Consider the following 24,250-nt stretch of genomic DNA (forward strand, 5'->3'; position numbering starts at 1 on the left):
CGATTGGGGTGGAGGAGTCGGCGGGGTGCTGTTCACGATCCGCTCCGGCCAGCGCTCCTACAATGCCTACAATTCCCGCGGCGATGTGGTTTCGACCTCCGGCGACAGCGGCACCGCCACGTGGCAGACGACCTACGAGGCATTCGGCACCCGCACGGCGGAGGACGGCAGCAATGCCGGGCGCCAGCGGGCCAACACCAAGGACGAGGATCCCACCGGCCTGCTCAACGAAGGCCACCGCTACCGCGACCTCGAGGCCGGGGTGTTCATCTCGCGCGATCCGGCGGGCTTCGTGGACGGCCCGAATGTTTACGCCTATGTGAGGCAGAACCCGTGGAGCGCGTTCGATCCAGAAGGCTTGTTCATGCAGTCCTTCGGTGATTGGGCCGCGGAAAAGTTCGGAGCCCCACCCGCGCCAGTAGCCTTCATGGCCAAGCACTCGGGCAAGGTGACCGGAACTGTCCACGCGATCAATGGAGCCGCAAGCTTCGTGCCAGTTCTCGGTAAGGTGGCGGACGGGCTCGACGCCGCGGTATTGGCTGCGGAAGGCGACTACACCGGGGCCGCGGTAACTGCGGGCGGCGGCAAGGCCGGTCAGCTTGCAGCCAAGGGCTTTAAGGCGGCAAGCACCGCGGTGAAGATAGCGTCCCACGCTGAGGATACCGCGAAGGCCCTCAAAGTTGCCGCAACCTCAGCGGATGCCGCCAAAACGGCCCGAAACGTCACCGAGGAATCCGCAAATCTGGCGGAGACACTGAGTTCCGGCGGTCAGGGGCTGGGGTTCAGCTACAAGCAGGCCGCAAATAATACAGTAAGGCAGTTTGGCGGACTAAAATTCAGAGCTGTCCGCGATCTTGGGCATGTGGATGATGCTACTCTAAAGGCGATGCAGAAGCACGGCTTTGCAGCGAAAACGAAAAATGGTGATCCAATCGTCTTACATCACCATCAGCAGAATCCGGCTGGTCCGATCATTGAGATGCCCGCGCCAAACCATTCCATCGGAAACACGAAGCAGCATCCTTTCGGAAATCAGAAGGGTATGGGCCTCACGCCTGAACAACGCGATGCCTTTAACAAGACTCGCGTCGAATATTGGAAGCAACGCGCTACAGATGAATTGAACCGTCGAGGAAACTAATGAACCAGACAACTTGGCAAAAACTAGATGAAATGTTCGCTGAAGCATCCTTTATGAGGGCTGAGCCTGTGGAGGAATCTGAGGTAGTCGAAGCCGCTCGGGTCTTCGGATTCCAACTTCCAGAGGACTATCAGCAGTTCGTCTGCCGCTATGGCGGCGCGACTGTCGGCCCTTTCAGTATCTATGGGCTGAGGGCTGCGGATACTATGGGGCCTAGCGAGGCTTCGGCGTTTGAGGTTACCAAGCGATTCCGCTCCGAAGGCTGGCAGGGTGTTGCGGATGCCTTGGTAATTTCCGCTGATCACTCTGGAAATCCTGTTTATCTGAAGCCGAACGGAGAGATTTGGATTACGGACCATGATTTCGGAGGCACCTCCAAGATCGCGGATCACTTCGAGGACTACCTGTTGAACAAGTGCTTGGGCTAACGCCGCGTATAGTGGAGCCAAGGCTACTCCCAATCCTAATACTGCTGCTGGAGTTGGTTTTGGGGGCTCGCGCCGGGGACTCTCATAGCAGACGGTACAATTCCCGGGGAGCGCGCCAGTCCAAAAGAGCCGGTGTGGCGGACCGCTTCAGCCGATATCCCAAACCTCGGAAGATCCGGAGGTGGAGCCGGCGGCAGAGCGGTCGCGGGATTCCTCGATGTGCTTCTCGATGCAACTGAGGATGGTGCCGAATTCGGAAGTCTTGCTGACGAAGGGCAGGCCGCCGGTCTGGGTTTCGCCATCCGGAGTGTCCGGATTCTCTTCGACCAGAGCGGTCAGCATGACGACGGCGAGGTCCTTGAGCTCGGGATCGGCGCGGAACTGGGCGACGACATCGCCCCCGTCGAGACCGGGCATGACCACGTCGATGACGCAGAGCTCCGGCTGGAATTCCTTCGCGGCCTTCAGGGCGCGGGAGGAATCGTTGACCTCCATCACTTCGAAATTACCCACCTCTTCGAGATTCGCTTTGAGGAGGGCGGTGAAGTCCGGTTCGTCGTCGATGATGAGAATCCGGGTGGTATCCATAATCTCACTTCTAACCTAGCAGCGAGAGAGAAGCAAGAAGCGTGAAGCTCGGGAGCGTGATTTACGCCTTGAGAGTGACGGACGCGCGGACGCCGCCTTCGGGCCGGTTCTCGAGTTCGAGGGTGCCGCTGTGGAGATCGACGATCTTGCGGCAGACGGCGAGGCCGAGACCCGTGCCGGTGCCCGTGGGCTTGGTGGTGAAGAAGGGATCGAAGAGTTTCGACATGTTTCCTTCCTCGATGCCGGTGCCCGTGTCGTCGATCTCGATGCGGACGACGCGATCGCCCTCGCGCAGGTGGCCGGCGGTGCGGACGCCTTCATCGCGGCGGACGCCGCTGAGGATGTTGCTGTAGGCACGCACCACCAGGGTCCCGCCCTCCGGCATGGCGTGCATGGCATTGATCATGAGATTGACCAGCACTTGTTCCATCTTGGTGGCATCCACCGCCACCGAGGGTAATTCGGAATCGAGTTCCTTGATCAGTTTCACATGAGCCTGGCGGAGCGGGTATTCAACCAGCGCAAGTGCATCCCCGATCACTTCGGTGATGTCCTTGGGCTCGACCGAGAGCTGGCGGGCGGAGGAGTAATCCACGAGGCCCTTCACGATCTTCTTCGCACGGTCGATGCCGCGCTTCATGCGCTCGATCGTTTCAGTGCCTTGCACGTCTTCCTCCGGGACACGGCGCGCGAGGAGTTCGATCCCCATGCCAATCATGGCGAGCGGGTTCTTCACTTCGTGAGCGACACCGGCCGCCAGACGGCCGACGGATTCCATCTTCTCCGCTTGGATGAGTTGCTCTTGGGCGCGGCGCAGATCGTCGTTCGCATGGATGAGGTCGTCGTTCAACCGGTGCATCGATTGCTCGGCAGCCTTGCGATCGGTGATGTCGGTGGAGATTGAACCGATCGCCTTCAACTCCCCGCGGAGATCGCGCAGGGGGAACTTCATCGAGACGTAAGTACGGGGCTCGTTGTCGACATAGAGTTCCTCATCCATTTGGAGCGCTTCGCCTCGCTCCGCAACGAGGATGTCGTGCTTGCGGAACTTGTCCGCGGCCGCCTTGTCCGCCATCAGCTGGTGATCGGTGAAGCCGAGGACATCCTTTCGCTCGAGGCCGAAGAGAGCCTCGAAGCCGCGGTTCACCATGAGATAGCGGCCCTTGAGATCCTTCATCGCGATGACTGCGGGACTATTGTCGATCATCTCCTGCATGCGCTGCTCGGCTTGGATCGCCTTCTCCTGCGCGCGACGTTGCTCGGTGACATCTCGGTCCATCCCGACGATGCCCCATGGCTTGCCGTCGGCATCATGCAGCAGCACCTTGGTGGTGACGAAGTAATGGAGGTCACCCTTGCGGAGTTCGAGATGCCATTCGCGGTTGAGCACGGGATCGCCGGTTTCGACCATGCGAAGGTCTTCTTCCTTGCCGGTGCGGACGACGACCTCCGGAAAGTAATCCGCAGGTGTCTTCCCGATCATGTCTTCCGGCGATTTGGCACCGACCCAGTCCGCCATGGCCTTGTTCACTACGAGATAGCGGCGCTGGAGATCGCGGGCGAAGATCTTGTCCGGGAAGCCATCGATGAGGGAGCGTAGCATGTTCCGTTCGCGCTCAAGGATGTGCTGGGTCTCGACCAGCTCGCTCACGTCGCTGGACATGCCGAAGGTGCCGATGATGTGACCGGCTCGATCACGGAAGGGCATCTTGTTGGTAAGCACCCAGCCGACCTTGCCATCCGGGAAGATCTCGCGTTCCACCAGTCCGGTGATGGAGGCTCCGGTCTTCACGATCTGCATCTCCACCGACCGGGCTTCATCCGCATGCTCGGGTCCGAAGAGGTCGTGGTCGGTCTTGCCCACGAGATCCTCCGGATGCCCGCGGCCGACCCAGGCGGCCATGCTCTGGTTCACTCGCAGGAAGCGAGACTTGGTATCCTTGAAATAGATGTTGGCCGGAACATTCGCCATGAGCATCTCGAAGTAGTGCTCCAGCTCGTCGCGGGACTGTCGGCCTTGCTCCAATTTCCCTTCGAGCTCGCGGTTGATCTCGGCCAAGCGGACGACGGCGGATTCATCTCCTCCCCCTGAGATGCCGCCCCGGCCCCGGCTGCCGGTGAGGTAACCTGCGGCAAGCAAGACCACGGCACCCGCACTGATCCTGCCCGCGGTGAGGGCCGGCCCCGTCATCAGCCAGACAGTGCCGCCGAAGATCGCGGCAGCGGCGACGAGACCACCTGCTGGAGGATGGATTTTCACCATCTCTATCAGAACACGGGAAAGGTCCGGTGTAAATGCGCGAATGAAATGCTGCCGGCGACCCCGCAGCTTCAGCAGAGGCGCACCATGTCCTTCACGAACTGACCCCACAGGAAGAGGAGGCCGCGGAAGGAATACTCGAAGTGACCATCCCCGGTTTCGCGGATGATTCCCGCCTTCAGGTTATGGCGGATCTGGGTCTTCATCTCCGCTTCGATCGACTCCTCGATCTCATCGGGGTCCGGCATGCGCAGGGCATCCGCCTCGATGTTCATGCGGCGGAGGAAGCGCTGGTGATCCTGGAGGATCTCATGGAAGCAGGCCCGCTCGCAGGGCACGTGATTCCAGCGCATATTCCCGGGGCACTTGAGGGTGGGGGAGAAGGGGAAGTTGGTGGTGCGGAGGATGCGCCCGGCGCTATCACGGGAGGTCACCGAGATGAAGGCGAAGGCGACATCGCCTTGCTCGCAGAGGCAGACCGCACTCACGGCCCGCTCCTCCGGATGCCAGAAAAGGCGGAAGTGCTGCTTCATGCCACCCCATTCCCAGCCGCAGTCATCCACGTGCTCGAAGCCCGCCTCCTCCATGGCGGAAGCCGCCTCCACCGCATTCGGGAAGAAGGAGGGATCCGGCACCTCGCGCTGGCGGAGCCGATTCTCCATCGGCAGGCGCATGCGGCGGATGCGGGTGAGCAGCTCGACCCAAGGAAGGAAGAACCAGACCGCAACACCCGCGATACCCCACCACATGCAGTCGGTGAGGAAGAAGACCGCCATGAAACTGGCGCCTAAGAAGACCACCGCCCCCACCTTCCGGACCATCGCCTTCCGCGCCGAGCGCAGGGCGAGCGCAAGGATGAAGAGGCCGATGACGATGAGGCAGGATTGCATGGAGCTGCGGGAGGGCGGAAACCAAGCGCCCCTTGACCCTTCGTCAAGGCAGACCTGGAGGAGAGCGTGTGATTGCCGTCGCAGCACTTCTCCGCGCGATTCCGGGCCCTGTCCAGTGAATCGTCACATTCGCGGAGCGCACGAACGGGGGGCGATTTCGGACGGGTGCGGGAAGGGTGGATTCGCGGGTGACAGGGCCGGATCGGTGGGACAGCTTCCGCCATGGCCATCGAGCGCTACGAATCCTACAGCCCCCAGATCGATCCCAGCGCCTTCATCGCCGCGAGCGGAGACGTGATCGGGCGCGTGAAGCTGGGGGCAGAAAGCAGCGTCTGGTACAACGCCACGGTCCGCGGCGACATCAACGAGATCGTGATCGGGCCCCGCTCGAACGTGCAAGACAGCGCGGTGATCCATGTCTCCGACGACCTGCCGACCATCATCGGCGAGCTGGTGACCGTCGGCCACTCCGCCATCCTCCATGCCTGCACGATCAAGGACGAGGTGCTGGTGGGCATGGGCGCCATCGTGCTGGACGGCGCGGTGATCGGCGAGCGTTCGATCATCGGGGCCGGAGCCCTGGTGACGGGCGGAACGGTGGTCCCGCCTGGATCGCTGGTGCTCGGTTCCCCGGCGAAGGTAGTGCGCACACTCTCCCCCGAGGAGCAGGAGAAGGTGAAGGTCTGGGCGGAAAAATACGTGACCCAATCGAAGAAGTATCTGGCAAGGGATTGAGCTCCAGCGAGGGCTGGAAGCATCGAATCTACGAACTATTTAATTATTAACAAAAGCGAACTGTTAGACGGAACGTTGACATTTGTTAGTATTTTAGGGTGAGAATGTAGGGTCGCCATGCACACCCACACCCTACATGAACACACCCCTGACTCGTCCCCTGCGGCTGAAGGCCCTCCTTCTGGCCGCCGGTTCTTGCCTCCCGCTGCATGCGGCGGAATTGGCATTCACCCTCCTCCCGGAGGCCGATAATCAGCAGCTCGGTTCGAACTTCGCCGCCGTCGGAGACATCAACGGCGACGGCACGGTCGATCTGGCAATCTCCGATCCCGGCTACCGCTCTAGTGGCCAGTTCGCATCGGGCGTCGTATTCATCGTAAGCGGGGCCGACGGCTCCCATCTGCGGACCTACCTGCCCCCGGCCGCGGTCTCCTCCCAGTACTTCGGTATCTCCTTGGCGGCACTGGATGCGGATGGAGATGGCGTGACGGACTTGGCGGTGGGAGCACCTGGCTATTCAGTCGGAGCGGGCATGATTCGCATTCACTCCGGCCTTGATGGTTCCCTGATCACCATGGCCACCGGAGCAGCGAGCTCACAACTCGGTGGCGCGATCTCCAACGCCGGTGACCAGAACGGTGACGGGAAGGACGACCTCTATGCCGGTGCTTCCGGGGCGTCTTTCGGCCGCGGTGCCGTATATGTGATCTCCGGATCGGATGGCTCGGTGATCCGCACCATCGATTCGGACATTGGCTTCAGCCTTTTCGCCACGGCCGTGGCGACCATCGGCGACATCGATGCCGACGGTAAGGCGGACGTCGCCGTGGGAGCTTACAACTACCGCACCAGTGCGGGCGCCGTGGGTCGCGTCACGACGTACCGGAGTTCGGACGGAGCTGTGGGTTCCCAGCTCATCGGTAGCGGCGCGGCCTTCCGGCTGGGCTACACGCTTGCTCCTACGGAAGATGCCAACGGGGACGGGATTGCCGACCTGATGGTGGGCAGCTTTTCCAGCGTCGCCTCCGTGGTTTCGGGCACGGACCTGAGCCTGATCAAGGATCTATCGGTGCCGGGTCTCACTCAGGCTCTGAACGTCGGCGGCAGCCTCGACTTCGACGGCGACGCGATCCCGGACTACCTGATCGGCTCGCCCGGTCTGAGTCCGACCACGCCCTCGGCTTCGGGCGGCGTGCGGATCATCTCGGGGGCCGATTCCAGCGTGCTCTTCGAGCAACTGGCGGCGGCACCCTTCACGGGCTTGGGTACCGGCATGAAGCCGCTCGCGGACTTCGGTTTCGCGCTCGGCGAGAACATGGTGACCGATGCGACCACCGGCGGGAAGGGTCTCGCGAACTTCTGGTACATCGAGCAGGAGATCCCCGTGCCGGATACCGACGGCGACGGCATTCTCGACGACGTGGATGCCGTGGTGAACTCGATCATGGACGCCACCGTCCTGATGCTGGGAGTCGACAGCCAGGTACCGAACCGCCTCAACGCGACCGGTACGACGCTGGCCGACCGCTATGCCACGCTGCCTGCTCTCGATACCAAGAAGCCCGGCCGCTACCTGGCCGCGGTAACCTTGCTCACGGCCGACTTGGCCAGGACCAAGGTCATCACCTCGAAGGAAGGAGGAAAGATCGTCGCCGCCTCCGCCGTGGGCGTGGTGCAGGCCATCCTGTGCCGCCGCTGATTTAGAAGGTCCGCAAGGCCCTAGTGGTTACTCGGCTTCCGGCTCTTCCACCGCTTCGGCCTTCGGCACCTCTTCTTCCTTCTTCTCCTCTGCCGGTGCAGCTTCATCCCCGGCATCTGCCTCCGTCAGCGCAGCGACTAACAGCTCCGCCGTCTTGGTCGCGGATGCCGGGTTCTGCCCGGTCACCAGGCGACCGTCCGCCACCGCGTTCGCTTGGAAATTCTCTGCCGCCACATGGGAGGCACCGGCCTCTTCCAGCTTGCTTTGCAGCAGGAAGGGCACGACTCCCGCGAGTCCCACGGCCTCTTCTTCCTCATTGGTGAATGCGGCCACCTTCTTGCCCTTCACCAGCGGGGTGCCGTCGCTGAGCTTCACATCCACCAGCGCCGCGGGGCCGTGGCACACCGCGCCCACCGCGCCGCCGTCCTCATAGATCGTCGCTGCCACCCGGTTCACATCCTTGTTTCCGCGGAAGTCCCACATCGTCCCGTGACCACCGGCGAAGAAGACCGCCGAGTAGTCCGCCGGATTCACCCCGCTCAGGGAGATCGTCTGCTTCACGCCCAGCGTGGCATTCTTCTCCGCGCCGGACCCGTATTCTTTCCAGAAAGCCGCGTTCGCCCCGTCCTTCTCGTCGAAGCTCTTCGGGTCCAGCGGCGCGAATCCGCCCAGCGGGCTCGCCAGCGTCACCTTGTAGCCCGCCTTCTTGAAGACCTCGTAGGGATGCGCCGCCTCGGAGAGGTAGAATCCCGTCCGCCCCTGCGTCTTCCCGAGCTTTGCCTCGTTGGTCAGTACCAGCAGGATCGGCTTCTTCACCTGCGCCACCGCGGATGACGCTGCAGCAGTGAAAACGAGGGCGGCGGTGGCGAGGAGGCGTGTAATCATGCCGCATCCCTAGCCCCGATTCCGCCCCCCGCAAGGGCCGGATTCTGCTTAATGCACGATCGAAACCGAGGTCCCGACGCTAACTGCATCGAAGAGGATCGGCGCCAGTTCCTTCGGCAGGCGGATGCAGCCGTGGGATGCGGTCTCGCCCGGCTGCGGGATCACCCCCGCATGCATGCCGATGCCGTAGCTCGTCAGCCGCATCCAGTAGGGCATCGGCGCGGGCACGTAGCGCTCGCCCGGCTCCTTCTTGCTGCCCGGCGTCGCGTCGCCGTTGGTGATTTCACCCCACTCGTTCTCGATCCAGCCATAGCGGTTCGAGTGCTTGTCCACGATCTTTTCCGTGATCCGGTAAGTCCCTGAGGGTGTGCCATGGCCTTCCTTGCCCGTAGCCACGTAGGACCAGCCGATATCCCGCCCGCCGCGCGTGTAGGTTGCCCGCTGCTCGGAAAGGTTGATCCGGATCTTCACCGTCCCGGGGCCTTGGTCGTCATGCCACTCGTACATCACGAACTCCGCCCGCTGGGCCGGCTTCGTCTTATCGATGATTCGTGGCGGCGCGGCGCAGGAGATCAGGGCCAGGCAGAGACCGGCAGAGAGGGCGCCAAGGGGACGGGACAGTAGGATCGGTGCCATGCGATGAGGAAACTCGGGGCCGATTTCTAGCACGGATCGGGCCGCGCGCAAAGCTCTTCGGTAAACCAAAATATCCGCAATCCATTCCGGCATAAGCTTTCCGGGCATTCCTGCCGCCCCTAACAGGGACAAAAAAGGGCGGCCGGAATCTCTTCCGGCCGCCCTCATGCGTTAGATTTACAGGTGCTGCCTAGGCGCTTCATGCACCCGGCTTGGCCTCCAGGTCGAGGCGGATCACGACCTCGTCGCGGATCAGGTTGTCGGCCTGTCCGGCGTAGACGATGCCGAAGTCCTTACGGTTGATGTCGAACTCGGCCTTGATCGAGACCGCATCGCCGTTCTGGCTCACGGTAGCGGGGAAGCTGATGTTCTTCTCCACGCCGTGCAGCTTGAAGTTTCCGGACACCGTGTAGGCGGTATCGGAGTTCTTCTTCAGCTCCGTCACGTCGAAGGTGGTCTCGGGGAACTTCTCCACGTCGAAGAAGTCGCCGCTCTTCAGGTGACCCGTCAGCTTCTCGTCGTCGGAGAAGGTCGAGTTCATGTCGATCGTGACCTTGTGGTCGTTGCCTACCGCCACGCCGTCTTTCACGGTGAAGTAGCCGGTGAAGGTCTTGAAACCGCCGTCGTGCTTGCCGGTCACCTTGGAGCCGGTGAACTCGATCTTGGAGGCGGGCGTGAAGACGTACTTCGTGCCGGCGGCGTTATCGGCGGTCTTCTCGACCGCGCCTTTCACGTCGGCGTTGGCAGTCTTTTCCGCCGGGTTCTCGCAGGAGGCGAGGCTCAGCACGGCGAATGCGGCAGGGAGGGCGAGGTATGCTTTCATGGTCTTGTTGTTTCTATCTAGGTTGATCGTTTCGGTTCGTGACTTGGGAATGGTGGGAAACTCCGCACTTTGGAGAGCTTTCAGCCGAGGTCAAACAGCAGGGCTTCCACCGCTTCTTCCCCGGCGGTGAGGGTGTATTCCCCCGCGCGTTCGCTGGAGACCGCATCCCCTGGGGATATTCCCGCGCCGTTGAAGTCGGCTCGCCCCCGGATCAGGTGCAGCCAGAGCCCGCGGCCCGGGGCCAGCGTGTGCGCGCTGCTTTCACCCGGCTGGAGCTTCAGCCGCCAGATCTCGGCATCTTGGGAAATGGTGGCGGAGTGGTCGCGCCCGTCGCGGGAGATCACCAGCACCTTGGAGGCGGCTTCCTGCTCCGGAGCGGGGGCCCACTCCGTGTAGCGCGGCTGCAGACCCCGGCGGTCCGGCGTGATCCAGATCTGCAGCAGGTGCGTCTTCTCCGTGGCGGAGGGGTTGAATTCCGAGTGCGTCACCCCGGATCCGGCGCTCATCACCTGGATCTGGCCGGGGGAGATCACCCGCGAGTTCCCCATGCTGTCCTGGTGGGCCAGCTGCCCTTCCAGCAGGTAGGAGAAGATCTCCATGTCCCGGTGCGGATGCATCGGGAAGCCACCGCCCGGGGCCACGATGTCGTCGTTGATCACCCGCAGCGAGCGGAAGCCCATGTGCGCGGGGTCGTAGTAGTCGGCGAAGGAAAAGGTGAAGCGGCTGTCGAGCCAGCCGTGATCCACGTGGCCCCGCTCCCCGGAGCGGCGGATGGTCAGGTCGGTGTTCGTTTTCACGTCCCCATCCTGCCATGAATCCCGCAGGCGGCTAATGCCGTCTGGACAGGCTCAGCATGCAGTAACGCGCCAGCCCCCGGGAGCGCGGAGCCTCCGGCCCGACTCACCTCCGACTCACCTCCGACGCCCCTCAAAAGCCCCAAAGGGGCGACAAGGAGATAGCCCAGGGTAAGGAGCATCGCGACGCAACCCTGGGTCACCCCGCAAGAACATCGGTGCCCTGTAGGGGCACGAGGAGCTCCCGGATCGAAACACCGCCTGGAACCTTCGCCTGCTCCAAAGCCCCAGGGCAATCGGAACTCAACCGGTGCATAAGCATAGCGCACCCTCAGGAGTATTACCTACGTAGCGAACCCAAAGTGTTACCCATGTTCTGACTCGACCCTGGACCGCTCCTTGCCTTTCCACTGCTCACTCGGCACTTCTTCCTTACTACAGCCTTTACTCCGCTTGATGATCCGCGAATAGCCGGATAGTCCTTCCCTCCTCGCCCATGGAATTACGGCAGCTCCAGCTCTTCCTCGCCGCAGCCGAAGAAGGCAGCATCACCGCGGCGGCCAAACGCATGCATCTCACCCAGCCCGCCCTCAGCCGCCAGATCAAGGCGCTCGAGGAAGAGCTCGGCGTCGAGCTCTTCACCCGCGGTGCCCATTCCGTCAATCTCACCCCCGCCGGCAAGACCCTGCTGGAGGAAGGCGGCAAGCTCCTCGACCGCGCGGAACGCGTCGTGAAACAAGTCCGCGCCACCGCAGAGGGCGGCGAACCCCTTCGCATCGGCTATGCCCCCTCGCTCGCCGGCTCCCTCCTCGGCCACGCGCTTGAGCGCTTCTCGCAGATCCACCCCCGCGTCCGGGTGCTGCTTTCGGACCTTTCCAGCGCGGAGATGCGGGACGGCTTGGCGCAGGGGAATCTGGATGTGGTCGTCACCGTCCCGTGGGAGGGCGATACCCAGTCCGTCGGCTGGACCACCATCCGCCGCCACCGCATGGGCCTGGCCGTCCCGGAGGCCCACCCGCTCGCGAAAAAGAAGAAAATCTCCCTCGCGGATCTGGATGGCCAGAAGCTCCTGCTCTACTCCCGCGCCGACTATCCCGAGTACTGGCAGGCCGTCACCCGCCTCTTCCGCGAGCACGGCCTGCAGGCAAAGGTGGCGGGGGAATTCGATGGCGTCACCAGCCTCGGCGCGGCCCTCGCCGCCGGCTTGGGAGTCGCCATTGTCACGGCGGAAAGCCGCTTCGACCGGGTGCTCACCCGCCCCATCGAGCCGGAGCCGGAACCGGTCTGCGTGGCCGCCGGAGTGCCCCTTGGGCGTGACATATCTCCGGTTGTTCAGGTTTTTGTTGAAGAGATGCGGGCTGTTGCGGCGGAAGAGGAGAAGGAGTCCGGCTGAGCCGGTCTTCCCGGGCTACCCCGCTTTGCGGCACATCCCTTGCTGCATAAGGCCCCGGGTTCAAAAGTCCGGGTCGATTTGTCACCACTTCGACCAATTTCCCGCTCGCGCAATCTGGAAACACCATGTAAATACGTTCCTGTGACTGGATCGCTCCAGCCTATGCGGTACCGTCGTGACTCCGCCCCCGGGTTCGCGCTGGTGGCCTGCATCATCATGCTGGTCCTGATCCTTACCCTGACCTTGGGTCTGATGGGGCTGACTTCCATCGAACTGAAGAAGTCTGTCAGCCAGGATTACAGTGCCGTCGCCAGGGCAAATGCCCGCATGGCACTGGTGGAAGCGATCGGCCAGCTTCAGAAGGCCGCGGGACCGGATCAACGTGTTACCGCCACCGCCGAATTGCTGGGCGAGGAGATCGCGAACCCGCACTGGACCGGAGTCTGGCGCAGCACTCGTCCGGATGGGACACCCTTTACCACCCGGGATGACCTCGGTGGCGGCCTGAAAGATAGCCGCTTCCTTGATCCCGCGACTCCTCGCCCAAGCGCTTTCGAGTGGCTGGTCAGCGGCCGAGACCTCGATCCCGCGAAGGACTACCTCAAGGACTCCGTCATCCTGATGCGCAGCCTCGATCCGGATGCTTCAAAAGATCCGGAGTTGGTGGTTCCCCGCGTCGAGGTGGCGGATGCTTCGGGCAACACCTCCGGCCACCTCGCATGGTGGACCGGCGATCTCGGTGTCCGCGCGAATGTCGGCACCCGTGATCCGCGCTCGCAGGTCCAAGCCTCCCGCACGAATCCCACGGATGGAGGCATCTTCCGCGTGATGAGCTCGCAGTCCGCCGACCTGGCGATGATGTCGGGCATGGCCGACCTGGAAGAAGAATCGGAAGCTCGCTTGGCTACCGCCGGCACCGCGCAACTTGCCGCAGGCACGGAGTGGGCCCGCGAGCATGCCTTCGATTTCACCGTGGATTCCATGGGTGTGCTGGCGGATGCCGCGGGCGGCGGTTTGAAGCGCGATCTCACCGCCTACTTCGCCAGCACCGGCAGCATCCCGGGCAAGTCCGGTCTCGGTGGTTTGAGTGATGACGATTCCTTGGTCGGCGTGGAGGCGGACCAGATGAAAAGCTCCACCTCCGCCCGCCACCAGCGCTCAGGACCACGCTTCGGCCTGCTGCGGGATTGGGCCCGTGCCACGGTCGCCTTCGGTGGAGGCAGTGTCGCTTCCGCGGTGCCGGAACTCGATTCCTCTCTGGCCTCGGAAAGCCGGAGCCGCGCCCTCTGCAATGAGTCCGCCGTGAAGCTGACCGGCAACCGCCGCTCGGTCCTCCAGCCGGTTTTGGTTGAAGCTTCAAACTACACCCAGATGAGCACCTACATCGTGTCGGCCTCGTCTACCGGTAATCGCTATCAGTTGCGGCAGCTCATGTACCCGCGGGTGGTACTATGGAACCCGTACAATGTCACCCTTTCCTCCCGCAGCATGCTGGTCATGATCCAGGGGAACGGCCGCCAGGAGATGTGGACGGAGAATGATATCGGAGGCCCGACTCAGTGGCTCAATTTCGAGGGCGGCCGCAGCACCTCTTTCAATACCGGGAACATCATGAACTCGGTCGGCTACAACGATCCCTACATGGGCTCCTACTATTTCAGCGTGCCCGCCACCCAGTTCGGCCCGGGCGAGTGCCTCGTCTTTTCGCCCGCCCGCTCCGCCGAGTACGATGGTCTCAGCCCCTATCGTCCCGGACCTTACGATCTTTCGCGGAACGAGCTGAGCTGCGAGGTGGCACCCGATCCCGGTCGCGCCTACTACGTCTCCGGCAGCGATATCAGCGGCAGCATGGGCTTCCGCCCGCTCAAGTTCTGGTACGCGCCCACGCCGGCATGGGGTGGGGGAGTGCTGAACCAGAGCGATGACACCCGCATCGTCGTGAAGGACTTGGGAGGTTCCAGCGGGATCTCCTTCGAGGCCTTCGATGCCCTGCCTCAGGTTTCCGTCCTCTCCGCCTCCCTCCAGTTCGGGGATGGCAAGGAACCGCGCATCGCCTGGAGCAACTACGAGCGCATGCCCATGCAGCTCCTCGCCCGCAACGACCCTCGCCCTTCGACCATCCCGAATGTCCGCACCCGGGAAGGCATCCGCCTCCGCTGGTTCCGCGAGCACCCATCGAATCTCGCGAACTCCGGACCTCTCCGTGGCACCCCGCACTTCGAGGATGCCGTGCTCGCGAACTGGAATCCCCGCGCCTCTTACATCATGCGCTCGCCTTGGGATAACATCGCCGGAACCCTCGCGGTTCAGGGCGTCGGTGGCGGGCCCTACTTCTTCGGTGCTTACACCCGCGATCTCTACGATCAGGCCGTGAGCTGGCAGCAGCAGGCGCCCGTGCCGCGGAATGGCAAGTATCATGGCAATCCCTTCGGCCCGCCGCAGGAAGGTGCGGACCGCTATGTCCTCTTCGACGTGCCGCGGAACGAAACTGGCATCGTCTCCCTCGCCCAGCTTCAGCACGCGAAGATCTCCGACCTCATCTGGCATCCCTCCAGCGCCATCGGCAATTCGCTTGCTGATCCCCGCTTGGGCAAGGGCGGTTACTCCGGCCTGGCCCACACCGCTGCCCTTGGCACCAGCAGCCAGTCCGCCGGTGTGGGGGGCTTCCACGAGAATGAGATCGGCTGGTCGCTCGATTCCCAGCGCGCCAAGGGCAAGGGCGAATGGGCCGCGAATGCCCGCGCCATGCTTGGCGGCACTCCCGCCAGCGATAACCTGGTCTACGATCTCTCCTTCGAGGCCAACCGCACTCTCTGGGATCGCTACTTCCTTTCCACCGGCACCGATACTGAAAAACGCTCCTTCGTCGCGGATCCGGAGGAGAACCCGCTTCCCAACGGGCGCATGCGCCTCGCCTCGGCGGATCCCGATGCCAGCGACGCCCTCGTCGATTTCCACAAGGCAGCCAGCCAGTTGATGGTGGATGGCTCCTTCAACGTGAATTCCACCCGCGTCGAGGCATGGAAGGCGCTGCTCGGCTCCACCCGTAAGGTCGGCTACGACGATTCCGGCGGTGCGCCTTTCCCGCGCGTGCTCAATCCGCCCGGCTCTGCATGGAAAACCGGCGATCGACCCGATGGCGATGCCGCATGGGCAGGCTACCGCGTCCTGACCGAGGGCGAGATCGATTCTCTCGCCCACGCCATTGTGGAGGAAGTGAAGATCCGCGGCCCCTTCCTTTCTCTCTCCGATTTCGTGAACCGCCGCCTCGCCGAATCGGCTGCCGGGCGGATGGGCCCGCTGCAGGCCGCCATCGATCGCGCCGAGATCAACAAGGGCTTCGTGAGCGCCTATCCGCTCAACAACAACACCTCGCTGCCGAACTACAGCCACCCGGATAACATTGGCGATCCCACCGGCCTCGAGCAGACCCTCAAGCCGAACAGCATGGCATGGGGTGCGACCTCCTTCCTGACCCAAGCCGACCTCCTCCAAGTCCTTGGTCCGGTGATCTCCGCTCGCTCGGACACCTTCGTCATCCGCACCTACGGCGATGCCGTCGATGGCGATGGCAATGTCCAGGCCCGTGCTTGGTGCGAGGCCATCGTCCAGCGCACCCCCGAGCCCATCCGCGTCGACGACAGCGGCCTGAACCCTCTCGATCCCGGCCAGCCCGGCGACTTCGGCCGCCGCTTCATCGTCACCCGCTTCCGCTGGCTCTCCCCCGCCGAGATCTGAAAGTAGTCCGCTCACTCCGTGAGCGGACGAACGGACCCCGGCAGCCTTCCCACCCTCGTCCTAGGAACCCCGCGTCCCGCCATCCCGCTCCGGCCTTTTTCCCTCCCCTCACACCCTCCCAGCCCGAACTCCTCCACCACCTTTCCTTCTAGTCACCAGCTTCCGCTGGCTCTCCCCCGCCGAGATCTGAAGGTAGTCCGCTCACTCCGTGAGCGGACGAAGGGACCCCGGCAGCCTTCCCACCCTCGTCCGGGGAACCCCGCATCCCGCCATCCCGCTCCGGCCTTTTTCCCTCCCCTCACACCCCTCTCAACCGAAACTCCTCCACCACTTTCCCCCCAAGCAAATGCTCGCTCACCACCCTTTCTAACACCTCTGGCGTACAAGAGTGATACCACACCCCGTCCGGATAAACCACCGCGATCGGCCCCCTCAAACACACTCGCAAACAATCCGCCTTCGTCCGCAAAATCACCGGCCCCTCTCGCCCCACCTCGGCCAGCCGCCGCTTCAAGAAATCCCAAGACCTCCGCCCGACTTCCGGGTCGCAGCACTTCGGCTTCTGCGGGTCCGCACACAAGAAGATGTGCTTCTCTCCCAGCCCCACCCCCGCAGCCCGGGCGGCAGCCTGCAATTCCTCGTCGCGCGTCACGCCCCCATCCATTCGGGAAAAATCGCCTCAGTCCAGTCCGTCTTCCCGGATGCCGGGGGCGCGGCTGCGGATCAGGAAGCACCTGATCCAACAGCACCTAGCCCTAACAGAGTCAGCCGTCTCCCTTCCACCCCAGCTCCAGCGACTTCCCGGTTTCCAGTAGCGACTTCAGGCTGCTCAGGATCGCCGGCCAGCCATTCATCACGCCTTCGCGAACCTTGCTCTCCGCCGGGAAGTCATCGTGGATCACCGTGAGCTGCACCGCTTGTCCTTGAGGCATCGTGCCCGTTCCCAGCGCTTCGATTCTGAAGGTCACGGTCGAGGGCGGCTCGGGATATTCGAGGTCGTCGAAGCTGAAGACCACCTCCGTCTCCGGCACGCTTTTCAGGATTTTCCCGTGCCACTCCAGTTCCCCCTCGGGTGAGCGGCTTTCGATCACCTCGCCTTCCTTCCAGCTCGAGGTATTCCGTCGGCCGAACCAGTACTGCTGGATGAAGTCCGGGTTTGTCAGCGCCTCCCACAGCCTGGCCGGGGTGGTACGGATCAGGGTCACATAAATCAATTTCGGATCGTTCATGGTTTCCGGGATTCAGGATTTCACTTCGCCCCGCAGCCCGCCTTCAGCTCGGCAGCACCGGTCTCCAACAGGTTCTTGACCCCCTCCACGATCGATGGCCAACCGTTCGATACCCGGTCCCGGATCGGGCTGACTTCTTGGAACTCATCGTGAGTGACGGTGAGCTGCACCTCGCCCGCCCCCAGCGGGTCGATCTTGAAAGTCACCCGCGAGGGCGGCTCTTCCACCAGATGGTCGAAGGTGAAGATCACTTCGCTCTCGGGCACGCTTTTGAGGATAGTGCCTTTCCAGGAAAGCGTTCCATCGGGATCACGGCTTTCGATCGGATCACCCTCCTTCCATGTTGAGGTATTCCGGCAACCGAACCAATATTGTTCGATGAAGTCGGCGTTGGTGAGCGCCTCCCACAGTTTCGCGGGAGTCGTGCGGATCTTGGTCACATAGACGAGTTTCGGAGTGCTCATGGCTGCTGGTCTTGTTCGAGGTTTCGTTTCAGTTCCGCGAGGGCGTCGAGTCGCTGCACTTCAAACTTACCGATCCAGCGCACTCCGATCTCATGGATCGGTACCGGATTGAGGTAGTGCAGTTTCTCCCTCCCGCGGCGCACGGTGGCGACGAGGTTTGCCGCCTCGAGAATCCCGAGGTGCTTCGTCACCGCCTGGCGGGTCATGTCGAGCCCGTCGCACAGTTCGCCGAGCGTCTGTCCGTTCCGGGCATGGAGCCGGTCCAGCAAGGCGCGCCGGCTTTCATCGGCCAGTGCTTTGAAGACTTCGTCCATCTGCGGGTGAAAATAGGCAACCAAATGGTTGCATGTCAACTTTCCATTTCAGACAGACATTTCCTGACCATCCGCAGCATCGATTGGTCCTCCGTGAGCGTCGCCACCTCGTTCACCGCCACCCAGCGCAGGTCGTGCGATTCCTCACTCACCACGTAGTCCGTGCTCCCCGTGGCCCGCAGCAGGTAGCGCACGTCGTAGTGATAGTGCTCCGGCACCCCCTTCCGCTCCGGGATCAGGTGGATATCCAGATCATAGATGCCCTCACCCAAGACCTCGAAGTCCTCCAGTCCCGACTCCTCACGCGCCTCCTTCAGTGCCACCGCCTGCACGTCGGCCTCACCATCCGCATGCCCGCCCAGCTGCAGCCAGGCATCGAGCTTGCGGTGATGCGTCAGCAGCACCCGCCCGCCGTCCGAATCCATGATCCACGCGGACCCGGTGATGTGACCTTCCAGCAGCGAGCGCTCGAAGCAATCCGGGCAGCGCTGCACGAAGGCGATGAAGCGCGCGATCGTCTCCGCCTCCGCGGGGTGCTTGAGCTGATAAGCGGCGAGTTGGTCGAGAAGGGGCTGTCGATGCACGGCGGCAGGCTCGCCGATTACCCGGCGATGGCAAGTGCCGTGCCTTACTCTTCCTCCCCGGATTTCAGCGCTTCGATTCCTTCCTTCGCCGCGTCCTTGAGCTCCTCGTCCGCTTCCAGCGCCAATACCTTCTTGTAGGAGGCGATCGCTTCCTTCGACAGCTTTGCGCCTCGCTGGGCTTCCGCCAAGTTGAGCAAGACGAGCGCATCCTCCGGGGCCTTCTCATGGGCCAGCTTCAGGAGCCGGAGCATTTCCTTCTGGTCGCCCTTGGTATCCGCGATTGCAGCCAGGATGTTGTAGCAGAAAGGGTGCTCCGGATAGGCCGCGATCGTGGCCTCGGCGAGCTCCTTGCAAAGTTGGGTCGACTCCTCCGTCCCTTCCTCGAAGAGCGGCACCGTGTAGCCGTGGATGGACTCCGGCACCATTTCCGCGGCCGGTGCGGGAAGCTTCTCGCCATTGCCCCACTTGAGGTCTCCCGGCTTTTCCTTGCTTACCTTCAGGATGCTTCCAAGCGTCGCCACCGCTTCCTTCTTCTTGCCCATCTTGAACTGCACCTGCGCGAGTCCGAATCCGATATCGAGCCGCTCCGGAAACTTCTCGAAGCCGCGCGTCGTTAGATCCAGCGCCCTCTGCCGCAGGCCGGGATCCAGATCGCCGTTCGTGCTGATGCTGCCCACTTCCTTATCCGTCTTCGGATCGCGGATCGATGGCTCGCCCGCCTTCGCCGACTTGGTCGAGAGATTCGGCTGATCCGCGAAGCTCCACCAGTAGTTCGCCGCGAGCGCATAGTAGTTCGCGTTATCGGCCTGCTTGGTTTCGCCCTCCTCCAGCAGCTTCACCATCGACCCGTGGTCCTTCGACTCGCGGATGCGTTTGAACTCATCGCTGAACTCATCGGCCCGCGCGAAGACCGCGAGGGCGAGCAGGGTAAGGATGGGAAGCTTCATGGCCGGGAGCGCTACATAACCCCGATCCGGGGCGGAAGCAAAGCCCATGAACCTGCCGTCAGGCCCTTTCGCTTGATCGCCCCGGGGATCTACCGGAGGCTGTTCGCGCATGCCGCCCGCGGAGACCGGAGAGCCAGCACCACGCTTTTTCGAGCGCGAGATGCTACAGCCGGACTTGAACCGCGCCGTCCGCTCTACGGTGGCCTTCATGCTGCCGCTGCTCATCGCGCCGCTCTTTCCCGGCCGCTTCGATCCCGTTTTCGCCTGCCTCGCTTCCCATGCCATCGCCTTGGTCGATGTTCGCGGTGCCTACTCCCTCCGCCTCGGGCTTCTTCTCGCCATGAGCCTGATCCTGGCGGCATCCACCCAGCTAGGCGTGATAGGCTCGGCCCACCTCGGCCTGGCCCTTGCCGGAACCTTGGCGGTGATCGTTTCCGGCGGATTGTGGCGTCACCTCAGTTCGGACTACGGTCCGGGTCTCGCCGTGTCGTCCGGCTTGGTCTGCTTCGTCGCACTGGCACCGCATACGCATGGTCCGCCTGCGAGCCATCCCGCGCTCTCCGCCCTCGGTGGCGGATTGCTCTCGGTGGCCTTGCAGGTAATCCTCTGGCCCTTCCATCCCCAGCACCCGCTTCGTCGGGCGGTGGGGGAGACGTGGATCGCCCTTGCCGACCTCATTGCCGCGTACGATTCGGATCCGAAGGAGCGCGCCGGAACTGTCGCCCGCAAGCAGGCAGAGTTCCGGGACGTGCTCAACCGTTCCCAAGCGACTCTTGCCGCCTCCAAGCACCTCTCCGGCAAATTGCTCCGCCAGCTCGAGCTGCTGAATCTCGCAGCCGCGCGTCTCGCTATGCGTCTGATCGCGCTCGATACCGCGCTGGAGGTCGCCAGCCGGCACGATGATTTCCGCCGCCTTCAGCCCGCCTTCCTGCCGGCATTGGCCTCGCTCGGGAATGCTGCGCGCTCCGTGGCGCTCGCAAGCGTCTCCCGGCAAGCCTCCCATCTCGCGGCCTTCGACGTGCGTCTCACCCGTTTGGAGAACCTTCTCACCGTGCTCCAGTCACAGATCCGGGCTCAAGCGGGCGATCCCGTCATCGCGGCGCAGTTGGAAGATCTTCTCGGCCAAGTATCCGGCCAGCTTCCGATAGTGCGGGAAGCCCTTGCCGCAACCATCGAGCGTGCGGACGAGCGCTCCGCGTTCACCCCCGAACTCTTCGATCTCCGCACGCTGACCCTGCGCCCGCTCGCCGCATCGCTTAACCTGAGCACCTCGATGGAGCCTGCCTTGATCCGCCACACGGTCCGCCTCGCGGTGCTGGTGCTCGGCGGTGTCCTTCTCTTCAAACTCAGCAGCATTCCCCATGGCTACTGGCTGCCCTTCACCATGCTGGTGGTGCTACAGCCTGACTTCGGTTCCACCCGTAAGCGCGCCGGTGAGCGCGTCTTGGGCACTGTCGCAGGCGGGCTTCTTGCAAGCAGTCTGCTTTGGCTGCATCCGCCGCTGCCGGTGATCCACGCTGCTATCGCGGTGATGATCGCGCTCTTCTCCTACTTCGTGAAACGCAGCTACGGCGTGGCGGTTTTCTTCATCACGCTCGTCGTGGTGCTTCTGGTGGAAGCCCACCAGCCGGTGACTCTCGCTTTCACGGTCGAGCGCATGGCCTGTACCCTGGCTGGTGGTCTACTCGCCCTTGCCGCCGCCTTCATCTTCTGGCCGGTTTGGGAGCGCTCGCGATTCCCTGCCATCGCGGCAAAGGCTCTCGCCGCCAATCGCATCTATTTCGATGCGGTGCTCGATCATCTCCGAGATGGCCTGCCCAATGACGAGCCCTTGATGGACCTCAAGAAGGCGGCTGAGTCCGCAAACGCGGAAGTCTTCTCCTCGCTACGCCGCATGTCATCGGATCCCAAGCTCCATCGAGAAGGCTTGGAGCAAGCCGCCGCTCTCGCAAATGGCAACCAGCGGGTAGCCAACGCGCTCAATGTCATCGCGGTTCACCTCAATGACATCAGATCGCGTCACCCCGAACTCATCGCGGAGCTTCGCGATATGGGTGCGGTATCCTTTCAAGCTCTCTTCAGTAGGGAAAAGGCGGAGCTTGAGTCAGCACTCGTGTTGCTCGAAGCCTTCCGCACCCCGGGTATTGACCCCGATCACCGCGATCCATCGAGATTCCGCGAGCCTTGGGTCTATCCGCAGCTCTCGCGGATCGTCACCGAGCTTGGTGCCATGATCCTTGCCGCGCGTTCCGTCACGAAGCTTCCCTGAATCTTCACCGCGGATTCGGACATACGCCGCGAAGTCTTCATGCGGCCTGCGAATGCTGGCCGTGCAATGAATCTCAACTACTGGATCGAACACTTCCGCCGCAATGCCCTCGATCGTCCCGAACCCGACTGGGACGCCCCTCTGGTCATGTCGGGCCCTCCATTGGAGAAGCTGGTCAAGTCGCTCCAACAGTTCCAGCTCGGCGATGGCGGTGGCCCGGCCTACCTGATCGCTTGGAATCATCGCCGCCTGCTCGCCTCGGATGTGGGCTTCAAGACGCTGGTCGACCTGTGGTTCAAGGAAGAGGAAGGGCATTCGCGCCTTCTTGGCGAAGCACTCAAGCGCTTCAAGACACCGGAGATCCAATCGCACTGGAGCTTCGAGTTCTTCTGTGGCGTGCGCCGTATCGCCGGAGTGAGCTTCGAGCTCTACGCGCTCCTGCTCACGGAGATCACGAGCCACGTTTACTACAAGATGACGGCCAAGCATTGCCCGGATCCCGCGGTGAAGGGCATGTGCGCCCTGATCAATCGCGATGAAGCAGGTCACATCGCCTTTCATCGGGCCCGCCTCTGCAGCGAGGGAGCGCGTTTCGGCAGAGGCTATGGCAAGTGCTGGGAGTTCTTCTTCCGGCTGCGCGGTCTCGCTGCCGGCACCGTGCTCTGGGTCAATCATCGCGGCGCCCTGCGCGGCATGGGGGCTACGGACAGGGAGTTCTACAGCGGCATCTGGCGCGGCATGTCGGGCTTCATCCGCGGCTTGCGCGAGGACATGTTGCGGCAAGGTGCCGGCCGCCCCGCGAAGCCCTGCGCCGAGGTGGTCGCGGAATGTTGTTAAGGAATCGTCGCTTGCCTCCGCTTGTTGCGGCTGCGCTAGCTTGATCCATGGCCTTCCGTTCCCGCGTCCTCGGGCTGCTCCTTCTGCTCTCTGCGTCGGCATTCTCCGCCTCGCCGCCGAACATCGTCTTCATCCTCGCGGATGACATGGGCTACGGCGATCCACAGCATGCCGGAGGAAAGGCTCCTACCCCGAATCTCGACCGCATGGCGGCCGAGGGCATGCGCTTCACCGATGCCCATTCTTCCTCCTCCGTCTGCACTCCCACCCGCTACGGGATCCTAACAGGCCGATACAACTGGCGTTCTTCGCTCAAGAGCGGAGTGCTGCAGGGCAACAGTCAGCCTCTGATCCCGCCTTCCCGTCGGACCGTGGCTTCCTTTCTGCGAGATTCGGGTTACCGCACCGCGGTGGTCGGCAAGTGGCATCTGGGCCTCGCTTGGAAACGCCTGCCGGAAGCTCGCAAGGCGGAGAGCGGCCCGACCGAAGGTCCCGGCTGGGCGCTCGACTACGGCTCGAAGCTTGAAGGCGGTCCGCTCGCACTCGGGTTCGATGAAAGCTTTATCATCCCGGCTTCGCTCGACATGGGGCCTTATCTTTATCTGAGGAATGACAAGCCGATCGCGTTCCCCACGGTGACGAAGACTTACCTCCGCCCCGGCGCCGCCACGGCTGACTTCGATGCAGTAAAGTGCCTACCCGATTTTGCGAGGGAATCCCGGGACTTCATCCGCCGCAGCGCTACGGCGAAGGATAAGCCTTTCTTCCTCTACCTCCCGCTCACCAGTCCGCACACGCCGATCGTCCCGGGCCCGCATTGGCAGGGAAAGTCGGGCATCGGCGAGTATGGGGACTTCCTCATGGAAACCGATTGGGTCGTGGGCGAAGTCATGACCGAACTCGAAGCCGCCGGTATCGCGAAGGACACGCTCCTCATCTTCACCTCTGACAATGGCTTCGCGCCGTGGGCCAAGATCGAACCCCTGCTCGCCAAAGACCACAAGCCCTTGGGAGATCTGCGCGGCACCAAGGCCGATATCTTCGAGGGCGGTCATCGCGTCCCCTTCCTCGTCCGTTGGCCCGGTATCGTGAAGCCTGGCTCTACTTCTCCCGCTACGATCTGCCTCAACGACCTCTTTGCCACTGCTGCCGATGTCGCGGGCAAGCTTACTGCCATTCCGGCGGATGCCGCGGAGGATAGCTTCTCCCTCCTGCCGCTTCTGAAAGGAGAGGGGACCTACACCCGCAGCTTCACCATTCATCATTCCTCCCAAGGCGCCTTCGCCGTCCGCCAAGGCGATTGGAAACTCTGCCTCTGCCCTGATTCCGGCGGTTGGTCGGATCCCAAGCCCGGCACCGCTGAGGCAGCAGCGGCCTATCCGGTTCAGCTCTACAACCTGAAGGAAGATCCCGCCGAATCGAAGAATCTTGCGGAAGCCGAGGCGGAGCGCGTGAAGGAACTTGCCGCCGCCTTGGCCAAGGCGATCAAGGATGGTCGCACGACTGCTGGTCCTAAGCGTGACAACGATGGCAAGGCGATCGAGTTCCCGGAGCGTGTGACCGCGCTTCTTCCCATTCTCGGGAACTAAATATCTC

At 62.9% G+C, this 24,250-nt stretch carries 22 protein-coding genes; 9 read left to right on the forward strand and 13 right to left on the reverse strand.

Going from position 1 to position 24,250, the window contains the following annotated elements; genetic code table 11:
- Both OJ996_RS25185 and OJ996_RS25190 read left to right on the forward strand, forming a co-directional pair.
- Positions 1–1,141 (forward strand): RHS repeat-associated core domain-containing protein (locus OJ996_RS25185; RefSeq protein ID WP_264516527.1); only part of this gene is annotated, 1,141 nt, incomplete at its 5' end.
- The gene (locus OJ996_RS25190) at positions 1,141–1,569 is read left to right on the forward strand and encodes an SMI1/KNR4 family protein (protein WP_264516528.1); all 429 of its coding nucleotides are present in this window, start codon (positions 1,141–1,143) and stop codon (positions 1,567–1,569) included. The genes OJ996_RS25185 and OJ996_RS25190, both read left to right, overlap by 1 nt.
- Positions 1,570–1,716: 147 nt before the next feature.
- Here OJ996_RS25190 and OJ996_RS25195 read toward each other — a convergent pair whose 3' ends face one another.
- The 3 genes from OJ996_RS25195 to OJ996_RS25205 form a co-directional block, all read right to left on the reverse strand.
- Positions 1,717–2,157, reverse strand: a complete 441-nt coding sequence (locus OJ996_RS25195; RefSeq protein WP_264516529.1) for a response regulator — start codon at positions 2,155–2,157, stop codon at positions 1,717–1,719.
- A gap of 61 nt (positions 2,158–2,218) precedes the next feature.
- The gene (locus OJ996_RS25200; protein WP_264516530.1) at positions 2,219–4,417 is read right to left on the reverse strand and encodes a PAS domain-containing protein; all 2,199 of its coding nucleotides are present in this window, start codon (positions 4,415–4,417) and stop codon (positions 2,219–2,221) included.
- A 71-nt stretch (positions 4,418–4,488) separates the two neighbouring features.
- Positions 4,489–5,307, reverse strand: a complete 819-nt coding sequence (locus OJ996_RS25205) for a hypothetical protein (RefSeq protein ID WP_264516531.1) — start codon at positions 5,305–5,307, stop codon at positions 4,489–4,491.
- Between the two features lie 222 nt (positions 5,308–5,529).
- Here OJ996_RS25205 and OJ996_RS25210 point away from each other — a divergent pair, with 222 nt between their 5' ends.
- On the forward strand, positions 5,530–6,042 hold the full coding sequence (locus OJ996_RS25210; RefSeq protein WP_264516532.1) for a gamma carbonic anhydrase family protein: 513 nt from the start codon (positions 5,530–5,532) through the stop codon (positions 6,040–6,042).
- A 136-nt stretch (positions 6,043–6,178) separates the two neighbouring features.
- Positions 6,179–7,741, forward strand: a complete 1,563-nt coding sequence (locus OJ996_RS25215; protein WP_264516533.1) for an integrin alpha — start codon at positions 6,179–6,181, stop codon at positions 7,739–7,741.
- Positions 7,742–7,768: 27 nt separating this feature from the next.
- Here OJ996_RS25215 and OJ996_RS25220 read toward each other — a convergent pair whose 3' ends face one another.
- The 4 genes from OJ996_RS25220 to OJ996_RS25235 all read right to left on the reverse strand — a co-directional run bounded on the left by OJ996_RS25220 (position 7,769) and on the right by OJ996_RS25235 (position 10,882).
- Positions 7,769–8,626 carry a type 1 glutamine amidotransferase domain-containing protein gene (locus tag OJ996_RS25220; protein WP_264516534.1) on the reverse strand — a complete coding sequence of 286 codons (858 nt, stop codon included), beginning with the start codon at positions 8,624–8,626 and terminating at the stop codon, positions 7,769–7,771.
- Positions 8,627–8,674: 48 nt separating this feature from the next.
- Positions 8,675–9,262 (reverse strand): L,D-transpeptidase family protein, encoded by a 588-nt coding sequence (locus OJ996_RS25225; protein ID WP_264516535.1) that lies wholly within the window; start codon positions 9,260–9,262, stop codon positions 8,675–8,677.
- Positions 9,263–9,461: 199 nt separating this feature from the next.
- A complete protein-coding gene (locus OJ996_RS25230; protein ID WP_264516536.1) occupies positions 9,462–10,085 on the reverse strand; it encodes a YceI family protein in 624 nt (207 codons plus the stop codon).
- Positions 10,086–10,165: 80 nt separating this feature from the next.
- Positions 10,166–10,882 carry a pirin family protein gene (locus OJ996_RS25235; RefSeq protein ID WP_264516537.1) on the reverse strand — a complete coding sequence of 239 codons (717 nt, stop codon included), beginning with the start codon at positions 10,880–10,882 and terminating at the stop codon, positions 10,166–10,168.
- Positions 10,883–11,375: 493 nt separating this feature from the next.
- Here OJ996_RS25235 and OJ996_RS25240 point away from each other — a divergent pair, with 493 nt between their 5' ends.
- Together OJ996_RS25240 and OJ996_RS25245 are read left to right on the forward strand one after the other, a co-directional pair.
- Positions 11,376–12,272: a LysR family transcriptional regulator gene (locus OJ996_RS25240; RefSeq protein WP_264516538.1), complete on the forward strand. Its 897-nt coding sequence runs from the start codon at positions 11,376–11,378 to the stop codon at positions 12,270–12,272.
- Between the two features lie 162 nt (positions 12,273–12,434).
- Entirely contained in the window at positions 12,435–16,010 is a 3,576-nt protein-coding gene (locus OJ996_RS25245) for a hypothetical protein (protein WP_264516539.1), read from the forward strand.
- 298 nt (positions 16,011–16,308) lie between these two features.
- Here OJ996_RS25245 and OJ996_RS26495 read toward each other — a convergent pair whose 3' ends face one another.
- The 6 genes from OJ996_RS26495 to OJ996_RS25270 all read right to left on the reverse strand — a co-directional run bounded on the left by OJ996_RS26495 (position 16,309) and on the right by OJ996_RS25270 (position 19,548).
- Positions 16,309–16,674: a (2Fe-2S) ferredoxin domain-containing protein gene (locus tag OJ996_RS26495; protein ID WP_345783811.1), complete on the reverse strand. Its 366-nt coding sequence runs from the start codon at positions 16,672–16,674 to the stop codon at positions 16,309–16,311.
- A 100-nt stretch (positions 16,675–16,774) separates the two neighbouring features.
- Complete coding sequence (locus OJ996_RS25250; RefSeq protein ID WP_264516540.1) at positions 16,775–17,239, reverse strand: SRPBCC family protein; 465 nt, start codon at positions 17,237–17,239, stop codon at positions 16,775–16,777.
- A gap of 20 nt (positions 17,240–17,259) precedes the next feature.
- Positions 17,260–17,703, reverse strand: coding sequence for an SRPBCC family protein (locus OJ996_RS25255; protein WP_264516541.1), 444 nt, complete (start codon positions 17,701–17,703; stop codon positions 17,260–17,262).
- Positions 17,700–18,017: an ArsR/SmtB family transcription factor gene (locus OJ996_RS25260; RefSeq protein ID WP_264516542.1), complete on the reverse strand. Its 318-nt coding sequence runs from the start codon at positions 18,015–18,017 to the stop codon at positions 17,700–17,702. The genes OJ996_RS25255 and OJ996_RS25260 overlap by 4 nt, the downstream gene beginning before the upstream one ends.
- A 35-nt stretch (positions 18,018–18,052) precedes the next feature.
- The gene (locus tag OJ996_RS25265; protein ID WP_264516543.1) at positions 18,053–18,601 is read right to left on the reverse strand and encodes an NUDIX hydrolase; all 549 of its coding nucleotides are present in this window, start codon (positions 18,599–18,601) and stop codon (positions 18,053–18,055) included.
- A 44-nt stretch (positions 18,602–18,645) separates the two neighbouring features.
- Complete coding sequence (locus tag OJ996_RS25270) at positions 18,646–19,548, reverse strand: tetratricopeptide repeat protein (protein ID WP_264516544.1); 903 nt, start codon at positions 19,546–19,548, stop codon at positions 18,646–18,648.
- 109 nt (positions 19,549–19,657) lie between these two features.
- On the opposite strand from OJ996_RS25270, the gene OJ996_RS25275 reads away from it, so the two are divergent.
- From OJ996_RS25275 to OJ996_RS25285, 3 genes are all read left to right on the forward strand, one after another.
- Positions 19,658–21,817 carry an FUSC family protein gene (locus OJ996_RS25275; protein ID WP_264516545.1) on the forward strand — a complete coding sequence of 720 codons (2,160 nt, stop codon included), beginning with the start codon at positions 19,658–19,660 and terminating at the stop codon, positions 21,815–21,817.
- Positions 21,818–21,883: 66 nt separating this feature from the next.
- Positions 21,884–22,654 (forward strand): hypothetical protein, encoded by a 771-nt coding sequence (locus OJ996_RS25280; protein WP_264516546.1) that lies wholly within the window; start codon positions 21,884–21,886, stop codon positions 22,652–22,654.
- Between the two features lie 47 nt (positions 22,655–22,701).
- Positions 22,702–24,243 (forward strand): sulfatase family protein, encoded by a 1,542-nt coding sequence (locus OJ996_RS25285; RefSeq protein WP_264516547.1) that lies wholly within the window; start codon positions 22,702–22,704, stop codon positions 24,241–24,243.
- Positions 24,244–24,250: the final 7 nt, after the last annotated feature.

This window comes from Luteolibacter rhizosphaerae (assembly GCF_025950095.1).
GTDB classification, from domain to species: Bacteria; Verrucomicrobiota; Verrucomicrobiia; order Verrucomicrobiales; family Akkermansiaceae; genus Haloferula; species Haloferula rhizosphaerae.

Coding starts and splice junctions, on each gene's coding strand:
- OJ996_RS25190 (WP_264516528.1), top strand. CDS start 1,141: ATGAACCAGACAACTTGGCAAAAACTAGATGAAATGTTCGCTGAAGCA.
- OJ996_RS25195 (WP_264516529.1), bottom strand. CDS start 2,157: ATGGATACCACCCGGATTCTCATCATCGACGACGAACCGGACTTCACC.
- OJ996_RS25205 (WP_264516531.1), bottom strand. CDS start 5,307: ATGCAATCCTGCCTCATCGTCATCGGCCTCTTCATCCTTGCGCTCGCC.
- OJ996_RS25210 (WP_264516532.1), top strand. CDS start 5,530: ATGGCCATCGAGCGCTACGAATCCTACAGCCCCCAGATCGATCCCAGC.
- OJ996_RS25215 (WP_264516533.1), top strand. CDS start 6,179: ATGAACACACCCCTGACTCGTCCCCTGCGGCTGAAGGCCCTCCTTCTG.
- OJ996_RS25220 (WP_264516534.1), bottom strand. CDS start 8,626: ATGATTACACGCCTCCTCGCCACCGCCGCCCTCGTTTTCACTGCTGCA.
- OJ996_RS25225 (WP_264516535.1), bottom strand. CDS start 9,262: ATGGCACCGATCCTACTGTCCCGTCCCCTTGGCGCCCTCTCTGCCGGT.
- OJ996_RS25230 (WP_264516536.1), bottom strand. CDS start 10,085: ATGAAAGCATACCTCGCCCTCCCTGCCGCATTCGCCGTGCTGAGCCTC.
- OJ996_RS25240 (WP_264516538.1), top strand. CDS start 11,376: ATGGAATTACGGCAGCTCCAGCTCTTCCTCGCCGCAGCCGAAGAAGGC.
- OJ996_RS25245 (WP_264516539.1), top strand. CDS start 12,435: ATGCGGTACCGTCGTGACTCCGCCCCCGGGTTCGCGCTGGTGGCCTGC.
- OJ996_RS26495 (WP_345783811.1), bottom strand. CDS start 16,674: ATGGATGGGGGCGTGACGCGCGACGAGGAATTGCAGGCTGCCGCCCGG.
- OJ996_RS25250 (WP_264516540.1), bottom strand. CDS start 17,239: ATGAACGATCCGAAATTGATTTATGTGACCCTGATCCGTACCACCCCG.
- OJ996_RS25255 (WP_264516541.1), bottom strand. CDS start 17,703: ATGAGCACTCCGAAACTCGTCTATGTGACCAAGATCCGCACGACTCCC.
- OJ996_RS25260 (WP_264516542.1), bottom strand. CDS start 18,017: ATGGACGAAGTCTTCAAAGCACTGGCCGATGAAAGCCGGCGCGCCTTG.
- OJ996_RS25270 (WP_264516544.1), bottom strand. CDS start 19,548: ATGAAGCTTCCCATCCTTACCCTGCTCGCCCTCGCGGTCTTCGCGCGG.
- OJ996_RS25275 (WP_264516545.1), top strand. CDS start 19,658: ATGCCGCCCGCGGAGACCGGAGAGCCAGCACCACGCTTTTTCGAGCGC.
- OJ996_RS25280 (WP_264516546.1), top strand. CDS start 21,884: ATGAATCTCAACTACTGGATCGAACACTTCCGCCGCAATGCCCTCGAT.
- OJ996_RS25285 (WP_264516547.1), top strand. CDS start 22,702: ATGGCCTTCCGTTCCCGCGTCCTCGGGCTGCTCCTTCTGCTCTCTGCG.